Raw genomic sequence first — 16,314 nt, forward strand, 5'->3', positions numbered from 1 at the left:
ATCGGTCTGAGGTGTAAGCACAGCAATGTGTTTAGCTGACAGATACGAATCGGTCGAGGGCTTCTCCTACGCAACAACATCATTTCCTATCCGATTTTGGAAGTGCGAAAGCATTCCTTACAAAAAGTAAATACGTCTGGTAATCATAGCAGAGGGGTTCCACTCGTTCCCATCCCGAACACGACCGTTAAGCCCTCTCACGCTGATGGTACTTGGACCGCAGGGTCCTGGGAGAGTAAGTAATTGCCAGGCAGCAAACGAAAGCCTACCATTTGGTAGGCTTTTTCGTTATATCTTTTTATTTATAATAGATGTATGTAGTTTGTATGCTTTTGGTTTATTAACTCATTATCATATTTTGTTCTTATCCTAATATGGGAGGAGACTGAACGAATGTTATTTGGCTTGGATTTGTCTGATGAATATGAACTTATCTCTTTATTTTGTGCTGTCCCTAAGTACGAACCAGAATCTCTAGATATAGATAATAGCTCAAAAGAGCATTTTTATGAATTTGAAACCACAATGGAGAAAGTGAATATTTCTTTTTCCCCGATTGTAAATAATTTTTCTATCCAAACTCATGATCTTAATACAAAGGAAGAGTTGTTTTCTTTACATTTACAAGATCGCGTTCGTTCACTAAAAATACTTTGTGACACCAAAGAGAAAGCAATTTTCCAACTCAATTGCAGTTATCCTTTAGAAGATGGAATTCAAAAACATGCTGTTTCTAATGTGATCGATAAATGAATAGGAAAATTTGAAAGTTATCATAAGAAAGAAGTGAGCAACTGTATTAACTCTTGTATTTACATTAAAAACTCTCAAATGAAATAACATCACCGCAGTTCGCGAGGATGTACATTTATTTTATTCGGAATATAAAGACATCATTGTTTTTAATGGATAAACTAAAAGTAGGGAGTAGCAGAGAATGAAGAAGTTATAAATGTTACATTCATCTCTAGTTTTAGGAGGGTTGTAAGACAAAGATGGAAAACCACAACAATAAACTTACCACTTTTGCACGTCGCTTTTTGGGAGTTCAGTTTTCGTATCGATTTGCTAGTTCGTTATCAAAAGTCTTTATTTCTGTTTTCTTATGGAAGTTAGAGTCTTCTTTGCATTTTATAGCTTTATTTTTTTTATTTCAGTCATTGAGCATTTTATTTTTTTATCCTTTATGCGCTTGGCTTGTACGTTTTACAAGTCCTCTTTTCGTTTATCGCATTGGGATAGGTTTTTATGCAATTAGTTATGGTCTTATTTTGTTGATTCAAAATCAAGCGATCGAAGTATATGCTGTGATTGCGATTATGATGGGTTTAGCTGAGAGTTTATGGTCGGTAGGTACGCATATTGTAACGATGGATGCTGTAGGAAATCAGTTGCGTGATCGTTTTTCTCATATTGAAAATCTGTTAGCTTCTTTTTCTGCTGTTATGGGGCCTTTGATTGCAGGCTTTGTTATTGGTATGGTAGGAGGATTGATTGGATATCTAACAGTATTTACGCTGTCTTTTTTCTTTTTTGTCTTAGCTATTATTTCTTCGTTTTGGGTTCCTTATATTTCTTATCACGGAAGATCTAATTTATTATCTGCTTTCACTTACCCTTTAAAGTCTTGGCACCTATTTTTAAGTGCAACCTTTATTTGGGGTATGGTTAACGGTTTAATGAAAACTTTTCTTATTACACTTGTGATTTATTTTCTTGTACCTAGTGAGGGCTGGGTTGGTTTTTTCTATATGATCATGAGTCTCATGACTGTAGTAGCTTCATTTTACTATGCAAAGCAAATCAATCCAAAAAATCGAAATTTCTATTATTTATTTGCGTGTATTGGTTTATTGATAACCTCAAGTATGCTTTATTGGGAAACGACTATTTTTATATTGGTAGTGTACATTGTTGTTTTAGGTCTTCTTTCACCTGCACTCGATATTCCGATGGAAACGGTAATGTATGAAGTAATCGATCAAGCTACCTCCAAAGCAGATAGACGTTTGGATTTTATTGTGGTACGTGAGATTCCATTTGGTATAGGAAGAATGGCTGGATTGTTATTATTTTTATGGGGGGAAAACTCATTTCAAAGTAAGGAATTTCTTTTCGGATCGCTTGTGGCAGTTAGTATTTTGTATTTGATATGTGTTTTTCTAATGAATAAGGGTAGTGCATCTGAGAGCAATTAATTCCAAATATAGTTGAATACTCAAAGTTCATTTGTCGTTGTAAGTAGAACTAATAATAACCCTCCTTAGATTAAAAAGTATTTCTGAAATAAGTATCGATACCCATTATATAATGAGATATAACCTGCTTCTTCTTGTAAGATTTGTATCCAATCTTCATCAAGTACATTGGAAACGATGTAGTGGTAAGATTCTTCACTTTCATAATAAACTTGAGTTTGAAGGGAGACATAGAAAAGGAAATTATTTCCCTTGTTAATAGAAGTTCCAAAGAAATTATATATTTGAGATCAGGGTAATGTATTCGCTGTTTACTGAACATAAAGGAGATGGAATCATGACACATATCTTATTACCTTACAAGGATCACCGTGTGAGATTATCCGTTAATATCAGAGTGAAGTCGAATAAATGGATTGTTTTTCTCCATGGTTTGGGGTGTACAAAAGATTCTTTCCAATCTGCCTTTCATACACCAGACCTTCAAGATTACTCCTTATGTGCATTTGATTTCTTAGGTTTTGGTGAATCGGATAGTCCCGATTATTTTTCCTATCATTTGGAAGATCAATCGAATTTCGTTGCATCGCTTATACAATATTATTCCATGAATGATATTCATATTGTCGCTCATAGTATGGGTGGTGCCATTGGTTTATTAGCTTTAGATCAAATACCTCATGTAAGTTCATTTATAAACGTAGAAGGCAATTTGGTTTCAGAAGATTGCGGCATTGTTAGCAGAAGGGTAGCAGCACAAAATGAGCATGATTTTATACAAGCTGGTTTTATGGAGTTCATACATTCACTTGAAAAATCAGAAGAAATATCGGAGAGGCAATGGTCTAATTGGTGTCAACAAGGAAGTCCTTTGGCTTTCTATCGAAGTGCATGTTCTTTGCTAAAGTGGTCCGAGAGTGGAATACTATTATCTAAATTTCAGTCCTTTCCACGTAAAGCTTATATTCGTGGAGAGAAAAACCCACAGACGTTTCTGAACCGGTATCTTAAAAAGATAAAAACTTATGTCATTCCTGATAGTGGACATTTTATGATGATGGATAATCCAAATATGTTTTATCAAGATATTAAAAATTGGATAGAAAAAATAGATCAGGGATAAAACCAAAAAATAATTGGGAAAATGATGAATCAAAAGATGATGAAATGCAAAATTATGCAGTTGGTTCTTGCGTTTAGCGCTATATTTACGAACATTAAAGGATTTAACTCCTTCTGTTGTTCGTTTTTTTGTTTGACTTGGTTTCCAAAGGTTGATACACTAAACATGTTATAAATAAAGCTAACACTACCTAAATAGTATAGGATTCGCGAAGCGGAATGGAGTTGCTTCTGGAATACACTGTTTGGGTTTTTTTATGGAGGCAGATGATGGTACGTGTTGGAGTAATTATGGGCAGTACTTCTGATTGGCCAACAATGAAATTAGCCTGTGATGTATTAGAAGAATTACAAATTCCTTTTGAAAAAAAAGTAGTATCTGCCCATCGGACCCCAGATGAAATGTTTGATTATGCAGAAACAGCAATTGAACGCGGTCTAAAAGTCATCATCGCTGGTGCTGGTGGAGCTGCTCACTTGCCTGGCATGGTCGCAGCAAAGACAGTATTACCAGTGATTGGAGTGCCCGTTAAGTCATCCAATTTAAATGGACTGGATTCTTTATTGTCCATTGTGCAGATGCCAGGAGGTGTTCCTGTTGCTACTGTTGCAATAGGTAATGCTGGAGCGACAAATGCCGGTTTACTAGCAGCGCAGATCATAGGCACAGCTGATGCAGATGTGCAACAAAGATTGCAGGAAAAACGTCAAGCGACGAGACAAAAGGTGCTTTCAGAGGGGGAACTTTCATGAGAAGTCTTCTGCCTGGTCAAACCATAGGTGTACTTGGTGGTGGACAACTTGGGAGGATGATTATCTTAGAGGGACGAAAAATGGGTTATCGCTTTGTGACCTTAGATCCATCTGAGGATGCTCCAGGTGTACAAGTTTCTGACCACCATGTAAAAGCGAATTTTAATGATTTGGATGCAGTAGACCAATTGGCCTCTTTATCTGATCTTATCGTATACGAATTTGAAAACATCGATCCAACGTTAGTTGGACGTTTGGAACAACAAACAGCATTACCTCAAGGAAGTAAATTATTAGAAGTTACTCGCCACCGTTTGATGGAAAAAGCAGCAATCGAAGAAGCTGGAGTGCCGGTTGCTCCTTATGCGAAAGTTTCTTCAACAGATGAGCTGCATCAAGCGATCCGTACAATTGGTTTACCTGCTGTACTCAAAACAGTAACAGGTGGCTATGACGGAAAAGGCCAATGGATCTTTCGGACAGAAGAAGACGTGACAGAATGGGAAAAGCAAAATGATGCTTGGTCACAAATTTACGTTCTAGAAAAGTTTATTCCATTTTTAAAAGAGATCTCCGTAGTTGTTGCACGAAGTGTAACCGGTGAGATCCAATCCTTTCCACCGGCTGTAAATATCCATCGAAATCATATTCTACACTTATCCATCGCTCCTGCTACAGTGGAAGATGTAATTCGTAAACAGGCTGTTAAGCTTGCAGAACAAGTAGCAGATCATCTAGAAGTGGTGGGCTTGCTCGCTGTGGAAATGTTTTTGCATGCAGATGGACATCTTTATATTAATGAATTAGCACCTCGTCCTCATAATTCTGGTCATTATACGTATGATGCTTGCAATCCTTCCCAGTTTGAACAGATGTTACGTGCTGTCATTGGGTTACCACTCGTAAAACCTACGCTTTACCGTTCCGCTATCATGATGAATCTTTTAGGAGAACATAAAGAAGCATTCTATCATTCCTTTCATCAGTTACCTAGCAATATAAAAGCACATTGGTATGGAAAAAATGAAGCAAAAACAGGTCGGAAAATGGGACATATCACTGTATTAACCGATGATTTATCCCAAGGATTGGCTCAATTAGATCAACTAAACATTTGTCCGCCACTTACACCAGCAGAAGAAAAAGCTGTTTGGACTTAAGAAAAGGGGTATTGATTTGATTAATCGTTATTCTCGTGAAGAAATGTCTTCCATCTGGACAGACCAAAATCGTTTTCAAGCATGGTTAGAGGTTGAGATTTTAGCATGCGAAGCTTGGGCTGAACTAGGAGTAATCCCAAAAGAAGATGTAGCCTTGATCAGAAAGAATGCTACCTTTAACGTAGATCGAATTTTAGAGATCGAACAAGAAACTCGTCACGATGTAGTAGCCTTTACTCGTGCTGTTTCGGAAACATTAGGGTCCGAATCCAAATGGGTGCACTATGGACTCACTTCAACCGATGTTGTGGATACAGCACTTTCTTATCTTTTAAGACAAGCAAATGAAATTTTGATAAAAGATGTGGATCGTTTGATTGAAGCACTTGGAAATCAGGCGAAACAGTACAAATACACGGTAATGATGGGTCGTACTCATGGAGTACATGCGGAGCCTACAACGTTTGGTTTGAAAATGGCACTTTGGTATGAAGAGATGAAACGCAATCGAGAAAGATTAGTGCAGGCTATTGAAACCGTAAGAGTAGGTAAGATGTCTGGTGCAGTTGGAACCTATGCAAATATCGATCCGTTTGTGGAGAAATTTGTTTGCGAACGACTTGGATTAGAGAATGCATCTATTTCCACTCAAACGTTGCAACGTGATCGTCATGCTCACTATATGGCTACACTTGCATTGATTGCGACATCTCTCGATAAATTTGCGACAGAGATTCGAGGATTACAAAAGAGCGAAACACGAGAAGTAGAAGAATCGTTTGGCAAAGGACAAAAAGGATCATCTGCAATGCCGCATAAACGGAATCCAATTGGTTGTGAAAATATTTCCGGTCTTGCACGTGTGGTACGTGGTCATATGGTGTCTAGCTACGAGAATGTCCCACTCTGGCATGAAAGAGATATTTCCCACTCTTCTGTAGAGCGTGTGATTCTTCCAGATGCAACGATACTACTTAACTACATGTTAAATCGATTTACAAACATCATTAGTGGTGTTCGTGTTTTCCCAGAAAATATGAAGCGTAATATGGATCGTACCTTTGGTCTTATTTATTCCCAACGAGTTCTACTTACTCTTATTGACAAAGGATTAAAGAGAGAAAAGGCTTATGATCGAGTACAAGGACTAGCAATGCAAGCTTGGGAGGAACAAACTTCTTTTCGCGACCTCGTAGAAAAAGACGAATTTGTAACCAGCCATTTGTCTATGGAAGAGATTGCAGATTGCTTTGATTATCGACATCATCTGGCTCAAGTAGACTTCATTTTTGATCGACTTGGATTATAGGGGGAATACGTGATGGGAGATCTTGTTTACGAAGGTAAAGCAAAAAAACTTTTTACTACCAAAGATCCTAATGTTTTGCTCGTCCAATATAAAGATGATGCAACTGCCTTCAATGGGGAAAAGAAGGAAATCATCGAAGGGAAAGGTGCCCTTAACAATAAGATCACCAGTTATTTTTTTGAATTGCTAGCAGAAAAAAGTGTTCCAAGCCATTTTTTAGAGCGGTTATCTACATTGGAACAACTAGTTAAACGAGTAACGATCGTGCCTCTAGAAGTCGTTGTTCGAAACGTAACCGCTGGAAGTTTTGCCAAACGTCTTGGATTACAAGAAGGCCGGCCTCTGCCCTTCCCGATTGTGGAGTTTTATTATAAAGATGATAGCCTTGGTGACCCTCTTATTTTAGAAGATCACATTTATGCTCTTGAGATTACGAGCAAAGAAGTTGTTGTTGAGATGAAAGAGCAAGCGCTAAAAATTAATGATATTTTGTATGAACATATGGAGCAACATGGCATTCGTTTGGTGGACTTTAAGCTGGAATTTGGTTTGGATCATGCTGGGCAAGTACTATTAGCAGACGAAATTTCTCCAGATACCTGCCGTTTTTGGGACTTGCAATCAGGTGACAAATTAGATAAAGACCGATTTCGTCGTAACCTTGGCAACGTGCTAGAAGCATATCAAGAGATAGAAAAACGATTGGGAGGCCAATAAACATGTATAAAGCAACAATTTTTGTTACGTTAAAAGAAAGTGTACTCGATCCTCAAGGAGTAGCAGTTAAGGGCTCTCTTCACACCATGGGGTATAGTGAAGTATCCGATGTACGTATCGGAAAACGTTTGGAAGTATCTCTTGATGCTAGTAGTCAAGCAGCAGCAGAAGAAGCAGTAACACTAATGTGTCAGAAATTATTCTCTAACCCTGTCATTGAAGATTTCCGATTTGAACTAGAGGAGGTATAAAAATGCGATTTGCTGTCGTCGTTTTCCCCGGTTCGAACTGTGATATGGATTTGGTACATGCCATTGAAGATGTTTTGGGAGAAGAAGTAAATCCGGTGTGGCATCATGAATCTGATCTATCTTCTTACGATGCTATTTTATTGCCTGGTGGCTTTTCTTATGGGGATTACCTCCGTTGCGGTTCACTAGCTCGATTTTCTCCTGTCATGGAAGCTGTAAAAAAAGAGGCAGAAGCTGGGAAACTAGTTGTTGGTATCTGCAATGGGTTTCAAATTTTGACGGAAGCAGGGTTGTTACCAGGAGCATTAATGCGTAACGATCACCTTCAATTCCGTTGCGAAATCGAACCAATTTCAGTAGAAAAAGCTGATTCTGCATTTACGATGCATTATGAACAAGGGGAAACTGTTCAAATCCCGATTGCACATGCAGAAGGTAATTATTTCTGCGATGATGAGACGTTGCAACGATTGGAGGCAAGCGGCCAAATTTTATTCCGCTATGCAGGCAAAAATCCAAATGGAGCACTAGCAAATATTGCTGGAATAACCAATGAAAAAGGGAATGTTCTCGGTATGATGCCACACCCAGAAAGAGCAATCGTCGATTGGATGGGTTCTCCTGATGGTGCTCGCCTCTTTACTTCAATGCTAGCTTACTGGAAGGAGAATCATGCATCATGATCGAACCAACAGCGGAACAAATTAGAGATCAAGAACTTTATAAAGAAATGGGTTTAACCTCAGAGGAATATGAGCAGGTAAAAGGACACCTAGGACGTCTGCCAAACTGGACCGAAGTAGGGATCTATAGTGTGATGTGGTCTGAACATTGTAGTTATAAAAATTCAAAACCACTGCTTCGTAAATTTCCAACAACTGGCCCTCGTATTTTACTTGGTCCTGGTGAGGGTGCAGGTGTTATTGATATCGGGGATGAACAAGCAGTTGTCTTTAAAATTGAAAGTCATAACCATCCATCAGCTGTGGAGCCATTTCAAGGGGCAGCAACAGGCGTTGGCGGGATCATTCGTGATGTCTTTTCCATGGGTGCTCGTCCGGTTGCTTTACTCAACTCTCTTCGTTTTGGAGAGCTCGATTCTTCTCGTGTACGTTATTTATTTGATAATGTTGTTTCAGGAATCGCCCATTATGGCAACTGTATAGGTATTCCTACTGTTGGTGGAGAGGTTTTCTTTGATAATGCATACGATGGCAATCCACTTGTTAATGCGATGTGTGTAGGGATTATTAACCACAAAGATCTACAAAAGGGAGTAGCCGTTGGAGTTGGAAATCCAGTTATTTATGTAGGTGCAAGTACTGGTCGAGATGGTATCCATGGTGCAACCTTTGCATCCGAAGAACTGAATGAATCATCAGAGGAAAAACGTCCGGCTGTCCAAGTAGGCGATCCATTTATGGAGAAGTTGTTATTAGAAGCTTGTTTGGAAATGGTTGAACAAAATATGCTGCTCGGTATTCAAGATATGGGTGCGGCTGGCCTTACTTGTTCTAGTGCAGAAATGGCCGCAAAAGGCGGACAAGGACTGGATCTCAATCTTGATTTGGTACCACAACGCGAAACAGGGATGACATCTTATGAAATTATGTTATCCGAGTCCCAAGAACGTATGCTTTTGGTGGTAGAAAAAGGCCGAGAAGCAGAGATTATGGCTATATGTGACAAGTGGGGTTTACAATCAGCGGTTATTGGACAAGTAACCGATGGTAATCAATATCGGTTGTTCCAACACGGCGAGCTAGTTGCGGATATACCAGTGAATACATTGGTAGATGATGCTCCTGTTTATGTAAGAGAAGAAAAAGTCCCAACTTATTATGTCGAAAATGAATCAGTTGATCCAACTGATGCACTAGCAAACATCGATGCGAACGAAGCCATCGAAAAAATATTACAATCTCCAAATATGGCAAGTAAAAAATATGTCTTTCAACAATATGACTATATGGTTCGCACGAGTACCGCTGTTCGCCCAGGATCGGATGCTGCTGTTGTGGTAATACGAGGAACAGAGAAAGCTCTTGCTATGAGCACAGATGGTAATAGCAGATATGTATATTTAGATCCGGTAAATGGTGGACGTATTGCAGTAGCAGAGTCTGCACGGAATGTCGTTTGTTCAGGTGCAGAGCCTCTGGGGATCACAGATTGCCTCAATTTTGGTAGTCCAGAGAAACCAGAAGTGTATTGGCAATTATCCAAAGCGATCGATGGAATGAGTGAAATGTGTGAAGTGCTTCAAACTCCTGTTGTAGGTGGAAATGTCAGTTTGTATAACGAAACCAAAGGTCAACCCATTTACCCAACTCCTGTCGTAGGAATGGTTGGATTGATCGAAAAAAGAGAGCATATCACCACACAAGCATTTAAGCAAAACGGGGATGTTTTGATCTTGCTAGGAGACACAGCTATTGAGCTAGGCGGAAGTGAACTTCAACAAGCTTATACGGCGACAATTGCAGGGCGTGCTCCTATTTTAGATAGTGGGAAAGAAAAAGCATTGCAACAAGCTGTACTCACTGCAATTCGTCAAGGGCTTGTACAGTCTGCGCATGATGTTTCAGAAGGTGGACTAGCGTTGGCTGTCGCTGAGTCTTGTATAAGTGGGAACTTAGGAGCAAAAATACAAGTAGAGACAGATTATGATCCTACTTTATACCTCTTTAGTGAAACACAATCTAGAATACTGCTTTCTGTATCAAAAGATAAGGTAGAAGAATTAGTCCAAACGATGGAACAGTTCCACGTTCCTGCTCAAGTTATTGGACAAGTAACAGAAGGAAATTTAGAAGTTCACGTGAATGATCAACTCGTAATCGATCGCTCTGTGGCACAATTAACCAATCATTGGGAAGAGGCGATACCATGCAAGATGACAGCATCTTCGACTTCGACGAACTAAACGAAGAATGTGGTGTGTTTGGTATAGTAGGTCATCCTGATGCAGCGAGACTAACCTACTATGGACTACATGCATTGCAGCATCGCGGGCAAGAGAGTGCTGGTATTGTAACAACAAACGGTGAAAAGTTTCATGTTCATCGCGACATGGGTTTAGTGAATGAAGTATTTAGTTCAGAGCGTGTTTCTCAGTTAATCGGTTCTACTGCTATTGGACATGTCCGGTATTCTACTACGGGATCAAGTGTATTAGCTAATGTTCAGCCTTTGGTGTTCAACTATGCCAAAGGAGAAATAGCGATTGCGACAAATGGGAATTTAGTTAACGGAGATAAACTTCGAAAAGAATTAGAGGCCAATGGCTCTATCTTCCAAACTACAACAGATACAGAAGTTATCGCACACTTAATTGCACGCTCATCCGCAGATACACTGGAAGTAGCAGTAAAAGAAACGTTAAATGAATTGGTAGGTGCTTATGCATTGCTGATTCTAACCAATGATCAATTATTTGTGGCACAAGACCCACATGCCTTACGCCCCTTAGCAATTGGGAAATTGGGAGATTCCTATGTCTTTGCGTCTGAAACTTGTGCTTTTGATACAATTGGTGCAGCTTTTATCCGAGAAATTGAACCAGGTGAATTACTTGTGCTCACCCAAAATGACGGAATGCGGGTTACTCGTTTTTCCGAGCCAAAAGAGACATCCATCTGTTCTTTTGAATACATTTATTTTGCACGTCCTGATAGTGATATAAGTGGCATCAATGTGCATACCGCTCGCAAAAGACTTGGACGGCAGTTATCGAAAGAAGCATTTGTTGAAGCTGATGTAATCACAGGTGTTCCTGATTCTAGTACATCCGCTGCTATTGGGTTTGCAGAAGCAACTGGCATCCCTTACGAACTCGGGTTGATCAAAAATCGATATGTTGGTAGAACTTTTATTCAACCAAGTCAAGAGTTGCGCGAGCAAGGCGTGAAAATGAAATTAAGTGCTGTGCGTAAAGTAGTAGAAGGCAAACGTGTGGTTATGATAGATGACTCGATTGTCCGAGGAACAACTAGTCGGAGAATCGTCAATCTATTACGGGAAGCAGGGGCAAAAGAAGTACATGTTCGAATCAGTTCTCCTCCAGTTAAAAATCCATGTTTCTATGGAATTGATACTGCTGATCGTGACCAATTAATTGCTTCCAATCATTCTGTAGAGGAGATTCGACAGTTAATCAATGCGGATTCCTTAGCCTTTCTCAGCGCGGAAGGTATGGTTGAGGCAATTGGCCGTCCTTCCGAAGAAAAAAATCGTGGACATTGCTTAGCTTGTTTTACTAGTGAATACCCTACAAAGCTATATGAGGCATTAGAGGTGGAGGAATCGGTATGAGTGAAGCATACAAACAAGCCGGTGTAGATATCGATGCAGGAAACGAAACAGTGGAGAGAATTCGTGCGCATGTAAAAAGGACATACCGACCAGAAGTATTAGGCGATATCGGGGGATTTGGCGGTGCTTTTGCACTTGGGAAATATGAAAATCCTGTTTTGGTCTCTGCTACGGATGGGGTAGGGACAAAGTTAAAACTTGCATTTGTTACTGACTTGCATGATTCAATCGGGATTGATTGTGTAGCGATGTGTGTCAATGATCTAGTAGTCCAAGGCGCTGAACCACTTTTCTTTTTGGATTATTTAGCAACAGGAAAATTGCAACCAGCTCAAGCAGAGTCCGTAGTGAAAGGAATTGCAGACGGATGTGTGGATGCAGGGTGTGCCTTGATTGGTGGAGAGACTGCGGAGATGCCCGGTATGTATGCCAAAGGCGAATATGATATTGCAGGTTTTTGTGTTGGTGCCGTGGAACGTGATCGCTTGATCGATGGTTCCACTATTGAATCTGGTGATGTTCTTATTGGTCTTGCTTCCAATGGTTTGCACAGCAATGGTTTTTCTCTTGCAAGACACGTTTTATTTGCAAATGGCATGGATCTAGATTTAGCAAAAGAATTACTTACTCCAACCCGTATATATGTGAAAACACTACTCACGTTGATGAAAGAATTTAACGTAAAGGGAGCTGCACATATTACAGGTGGAGGACTTATCGAAAATGTTCCTCGCATGTTACCAGAGGGTCTGACTGCAGAAGTAGACCCAGCTACATGGGATGTACCAGAAATTTTCAATCGAATTCAACATGTTGGGGATGTTTCAGATGAAGATATGTTCCGCACCTTTAACATGGGAATTGGAATGGTCCTTTGTGTTCCTAAAGAACAAGCTGTAGAAGTAATAGCAAGAGCTTCTGAACTCGGAGAGAAAGTCGAGCGAATTGGTGAAATCGTGACTGGAGATAAGGATTTCCAGTGGGCAGGTGAAAATAGCTAATGAGCATTGCTATTTTTGCTTCTGGCAGTGGCACCAATTTTGAAAGTATCGTAAATCAATCACGCAAGGATAACTGGCCTAAGTCAGTATCCTTGCTCTTAACTGATCGTGAAGGCGCCAAAGTATTAGACAGAGCAGAACGTTTAGATGTAGCCCATTATCTCGTTTCACCAAAATCATTTTCAAACAAAGAAGCATATGAATCCGCGATTTTAGAAGTATTAGAAGAAAAAAAGATCGAATGGATCATTCTAGCTGGTTATATGCGTTTGATTGGTCCTACACTACTCACGAGATATAAAGATCGGATCGTCAATATTCATCCGTCCTTATTACCAGCATTTGTAGGCAAGGATGCCATTGAACGAGCTTTTGAATATCCAGTGAAAGTCTCTGGGGTCACCATCCATTTTGTCGATGAGGGAATGGATACAGGACCCATTATTGCACAAGTTCCAGTTACCATTGAAACAGAAGATACACTTACGACATTTACACAAAAAATACAAGCTGTAGAACATAAGCTTTATCCAGAAGTAGTAAGACAGCTTGTAACAGGAGGTTAAAGCAAATTATGTCTAGAGTGCGTCGTGCGCTTATTAGTGTTTCCGATAAAACAGGTATCGTTGAGTTGGCAAAAGAATTGGTTCAACAAGAAGTTCAAATTATTTCTACAGGTGGTACGTTTCAACTTTTGCAACAAGAAGGATTACCTGTTACACAAATCTCAGAAGTAACTGGATTTCCAGAGATATTAGATGGCCGTGTAAAAACGCTTCATCCGAAAGTACATGGAGGCCTACTTGCAGTTCGCGATAAAGCATCGCATCAACAAGCTTGTGCTGAAAATGGGATTGAATATATTGACCTTGTTGTTGTTAATCTTTATCCATTTAAAGCCACTATTACAAAAGAAGGATTTACATACGAAGAAGCAATCGAAAATATCGATATCGGTGGTCCTTCTATGTTGCGTTCAGCTGCAAAAAACCATCAAGATGTTACGGTATTGGTAGATCCAGCTGATTATCACGTTGTACTAGAAGAACTATCGGAAAATGGAAATACGACTCTTGCTACTAGGAAACGTTTAGCAGCCAAAACATTCCGTCATACTGCTGCCTACGATTCACTGATTGCTCATTATTTGACTGGAGAAATGGGCGAAACCTCTCCCGAACAACTAACTTTTACTTATGAAAAAGTGAGCTCGCTGCGTTATGGAGAAAATCCACATCAACAAGCATCCTACTATAAAGATGCTTTAGCAAAATCGGATCAACTAGTATCAGCAAAACAATTACAAGGAAAAGAACTTTCCTATAACAATATTCAAGATGCAAATGCTGCCCTTGAGATTGTCAAAGAATTTGCTGAACCTGCTGTAGTAGCAGTGAAACATATGAATCCATGTGGTGTAGCTGTTGGTGAGACGTTATTAGAAGCTTATCAAAGAACATATGAAGCAGACCCTGTTTCTATTTTTGGTGGAATTATTGCTACAAATCAAACTGTTGATGCTGTTACCGCCTCCAAGATGAGAGAAATATTTTTAGAGATTATTATTGCACCAAGTTTTAGTGAAGAAGCGCAACAAATTTTGAGTGAGAAGAAAAATTTGCGATTGTTGGAACTTCCATTCTCATCTAACGAATCCATCTCCACTTGGAAAACGACCTCGATTGATGGTGGTATACTTGTTCAAGAGCAAGATAGTGAAAAAATTACCCGGGAAATGTGTACGGTAGCTACGGATCGAAATCCAACAGATGCCGAGTGGGACGAGCTATTGTTTGCATGGAAAGTAGTCAAACATGTGAAATCTAACGCTATCGTACTCACCAAAGATAATCGAACGATTGGCGTTGGTGCTGGTCAAATGAACCGAGTAGGGGCAGCAGAAATCGCGATTCGCCAAGCGGCAGATAATGCAAATGGCGCAGTACTGGCATCAGACGCATTCTTCCCTATGTCAGATACTTTAGAAAAAGCTGCGGCTGCTGGTATTCGAGCGATTATTCAACCAGGCGGTTCCATACGCGACTCCGAGTCCATTGAAGCAGCAAATAAACATGGCATAGCAATGGTATTTACAGGCGTTCGTCACTTTAAACACTAAGGGAGGGAAAGCGATGCGGATATTGGTGATCGGCAATGGGGGACGTGAGCATGCCATCATTGCGAAACTGGCTCAAAGCAGTCGTGTAACAAAAATATACTGTGCTCCAGGTAATGCAGGAACAGCTCAATTAGCTGAAAATGTAGCAATCGGAGTATCCGATCAAGAGAAGTTAGCACAGTTTGCGATCGAGCAATCCATTGATCTTACCGTAGTGGGACCAGAAGTACCATTATTAGAGGGAATGGTAGACCGTTTTGAAGAGTTAAATCTTGCTATCTTTGGTCCAAGTAAAGCTGCTGCTACGATAGAAGGAAGCAAAACATTTGCTAAAGAAATGATGCAAAAATACAACATCCCTACTTCGAAATATCAAGTTTTTACCGATAGCAAAGAGGCACTTGCCTATGTAAGAAACGAAGGAGCACCAATCGTTATCAAAGCAGATGGGCTAGCGGCAGGCAAAGGTGTTGTAGTAGCGCAAACTTTAGCAGAAGCAGAGCTGGCTATCATTGAATCCATGGATAAAAAAGTATTTGGTGACGCTGGGAATCAAGTAGTCATTGAAGAGTGTTTATTTGGCCAAGAGGTTTCATTAATGGCCTTTGTTGAAGGGAAAAACGTTGCTCCAATGGTCATTTCCCAAGATCACAAAGCAGTATTCGATGGAGATAAAGGTCCCAATACAGGTGGAATGGGAACCTATTCACCAGTTCCTCAAATAGCAGATGAGATCATTCAACAAGCAATTGATACCATCATTTATCCAATGGTAGATGCATTTGGGCAAGAAGGAATCTACTACAAAGGTGTATTATACGCAGGTTTGATGATTACAGAAGATGGACCAAAAGTAATCGAGTTCAATGCAAGATTCGGAGATCCAGAAACACAAGTGGTCCTCCCTCGATTGAAGACCGATTTAGTAGATGTATTGTTAGCTGTGGCAGAAGGTCGGTTGAGTGAATTAGAGATTCAATGGAGCGACCAAGCAGCAGTATGCGTCGTCATGACTTCACCCGGATATCCTGGGAGTTATCCGAATGGATTGGAGATTCATTTCCCCGAACAGGTGGGACAGCATACTATTGTGATCCACGCAGGAACGAAAGAACAAGATGGAAAAATTGTTACCGCAGGTGGAAGAGTACTTGGTGTCACTTCACTAGGAACTAGTATAGAAGAGAGTCAACAAAGAGCATATGAAACCGTCAAGCAAATCAAATTTGATGGAGCTCATTATCGGAAAGACATTGCTTCCAAAGCAATACAGTAAATATTAATAAAAAGGTTGCCACTTTAGGCAACCTTTTTATATGAGCAATCCATTTTTCAATTAGAGGATTATGTCTGCTTTTTGGATTTGAAAG

15 protein-coding genes and 1 rRNA gene are annotated in these 16,314 nt (G+C 39.9%); all 16 read left to right on the forward strand.

The genetic code is table 11. The features are described 5' to 3' along the window. Positions 1–135: 135 nt before the first annotated feature. The 16 genes from rrf (at position 136) to purD (ending at position 16,220) form a co-directional block, all read left to right on the forward strand. Positions 136–252 (forward strand): 5S ribosomal RNA (gene rrf / locus A3GQ_RS0118640). Positions 253–393: 141 nt separating this feature from the next. After that, entirely contained in the window at positions 394–753 is a 360-nt protein-coding gene (locus tag A3GQ_RS0118645; RefSeq protein ID WP_028778357.1) for a hypothetical protein, read from the forward strand. Between the two features lie 242 nt (positions 754–995). Further along, entirely contained in the window at positions 996–2,198 is a 1,203-nt protein-coding gene (locus tag A3GQ_RS0118650; RefSeq protein WP_028778358.1) for an MFS transporter, read from the forward strand. A 337-nt stretch (positions 2,199–2,535) separates the two neighbouring features. Further along, positions 2,536–3,321, forward strand: a complete 786-nt coding sequence (locus A3GQ_RS0118655) for an alpha/beta fold hydrolase (protein WP_028778359.1) — start codon at positions 2,536–2,538, stop codon at positions 3,319–3,321. Positions 3,322–3,587: 266 nt separating this feature from the next. Then, the gene (gene purE / locus A3GQ_RS0118660) at positions 3,588–4,073 is read left to right on the forward strand and encodes a 5-(carboxyamino)imidazole ribonucleotide mutase (protein WP_028778360.1); all 486 of its coding nucleotides are present in this window, start codon (positions 3,588–3,590) and stop codon (positions 4,071–4,073) included. Further along, a complete protein-coding gene (gene purK, locus A3GQ_RS24945; protein ID WP_037465511.1) occupies positions 4,070–5,233 on the forward strand; it encodes a 5-(carboxyamino)imidazole ribonucleotide synthase in 1,164 nt (387 codons plus the stop codon). Before purE ends, purK begins: the two co-directional genes overlap by 4 nt. A gap of 16 nt (positions 5,234–5,249) precedes the next feature. After that, a complete protein-coding gene (purB, locus tag A3GQ_RS0118670) occupies positions 5,250–6,542 on the forward strand; it encodes an adenylosuccinate lyase (RefSeq protein WP_028778361.1) in 1,293 nt (430 codons plus the stop codon). 12 nt (positions 6,543–6,554) lie between these two features. Next, positions 6,555–7,259 carry a phosphoribosylaminoimidazolesuccinocarboxamide synthase gene (gene purC / locus A3GQ_RS0118675; RefSeq protein WP_028778362.1) on the forward strand — a complete coding sequence of 235 codons (705 nt, stop codon included), beginning with the start codon at positions 6,555–6,557 and terminating at the stop codon, positions 7,257–7,259. Positions 7,260–7,261: 2 nt separating this feature from the next. After that, complete coding sequence (gene purS / locus A3GQ_RS0118680; RefSeq protein ID WP_028778363.1) at positions 7,262–7,510, forward strand: phosphoribosylformylglycinamidine synthase subunit PurS; 249 nt, start codon at positions 7,262–7,264, stop codon at positions 7,508–7,510. Between the two features lie 2 nt (positions 7,511–7,512). After that, a complete protein-coding gene (purQ, locus tag A3GQ_RS0118685) occupies positions 7,513–8,193 on the forward strand; it encodes a phosphoribosylformylglycinamidine synthase subunit PurQ (RefSeq protein ID WP_028778364.1) in 681 nt (226 codons plus the stop codon). Continuing rightward, entirely contained in the window at positions 8,190–10,436 is a 2,247-nt protein-coding gene (purL, locus tag A3GQ_RS0118690; protein ID WP_037465513.1) for a phosphoribosylformylglycinamidine synthase subunit PurL, read from the forward strand. The genes purQ and purL overlap by 4 nt, the downstream gene beginning before the upstream one ends. Continuing rightward, the gene (gene purF, locus A3GQ_RS0118695; RefSeq protein WP_211227747.1) at positions 10,400–11,824 is read left to right on the forward strand and encodes an amidophosphoribosyltransferase; all 1,425 of its coding nucleotides are present in this window, start codon (positions 10,400–10,402) and stop codon (positions 11,822–11,824) included. Before purL ends, purF begins: the two co-directional genes overlap by 37 nt. Continuing rightward, positions 11,821–12,825 (forward strand): phosphoribosylformylglycinamidine cyclo-ligase, encoded by a 1,005-nt coding sequence (gene purM / locus A3GQ_RS0118700; RefSeq protein WP_028778367.1) that lies wholly within the window; start codon positions 11,821–11,823, stop codon positions 12,823–12,825. The genes purF and purM overlap by 4 nt, the downstream gene beginning before the upstream one ends. After that, positions 12,825–13,391 (forward strand): phosphoribosylglycinamide formyltransferase, encoded by a 567-nt coding sequence (purN, locus tag A3GQ_RS0118705; RefSeq protein WP_028778368.1) that lies wholly within the window; start codon positions 12,825–12,827, stop codon positions 13,389–13,391. Before purM ends, purN begins: the two co-directional genes overlap by 1 nt. Positions 13,392–13,399: 8 nt before the next feature. Then, positions 13,400–14,944: a bifunctional phosphoribosylaminoimidazolecarboxamide formyltransferase/IMP cyclohydrolase gene (purH, locus tag A3GQ_RS0118710; protein WP_028778369.1), complete on the forward strand. Its 1,545-nt coding sequence runs from the start codon at positions 13,400–13,402 to the stop codon at positions 14,942–14,944. A 13-nt stretch (positions 14,945–14,957) separates the two neighbouring features. Beyond that, complete coding sequence (gene purD / locus A3GQ_RS0118715; RefSeq protein ID WP_028778370.1) at positions 14,958–16,220, forward strand: phosphoribosylamine--glycine ligase; 1,263 nt, start codon at positions 14,958–14,960, stop codon at positions 16,218–16,220. Positions 16,221–16,314 lie beyond the last annotated feature (94 nt).

It is taken from the genome of Shimazuella kribbensis DSM 45090, from assembly GCF_000428065.1.
Taxonomy (GTDB): Bacteria; Bacillota; Bacilli; order Thermoactinomycetales; family Thermoactinomycetaceae; genus Shimazuella; species Shimazuella kribbensis.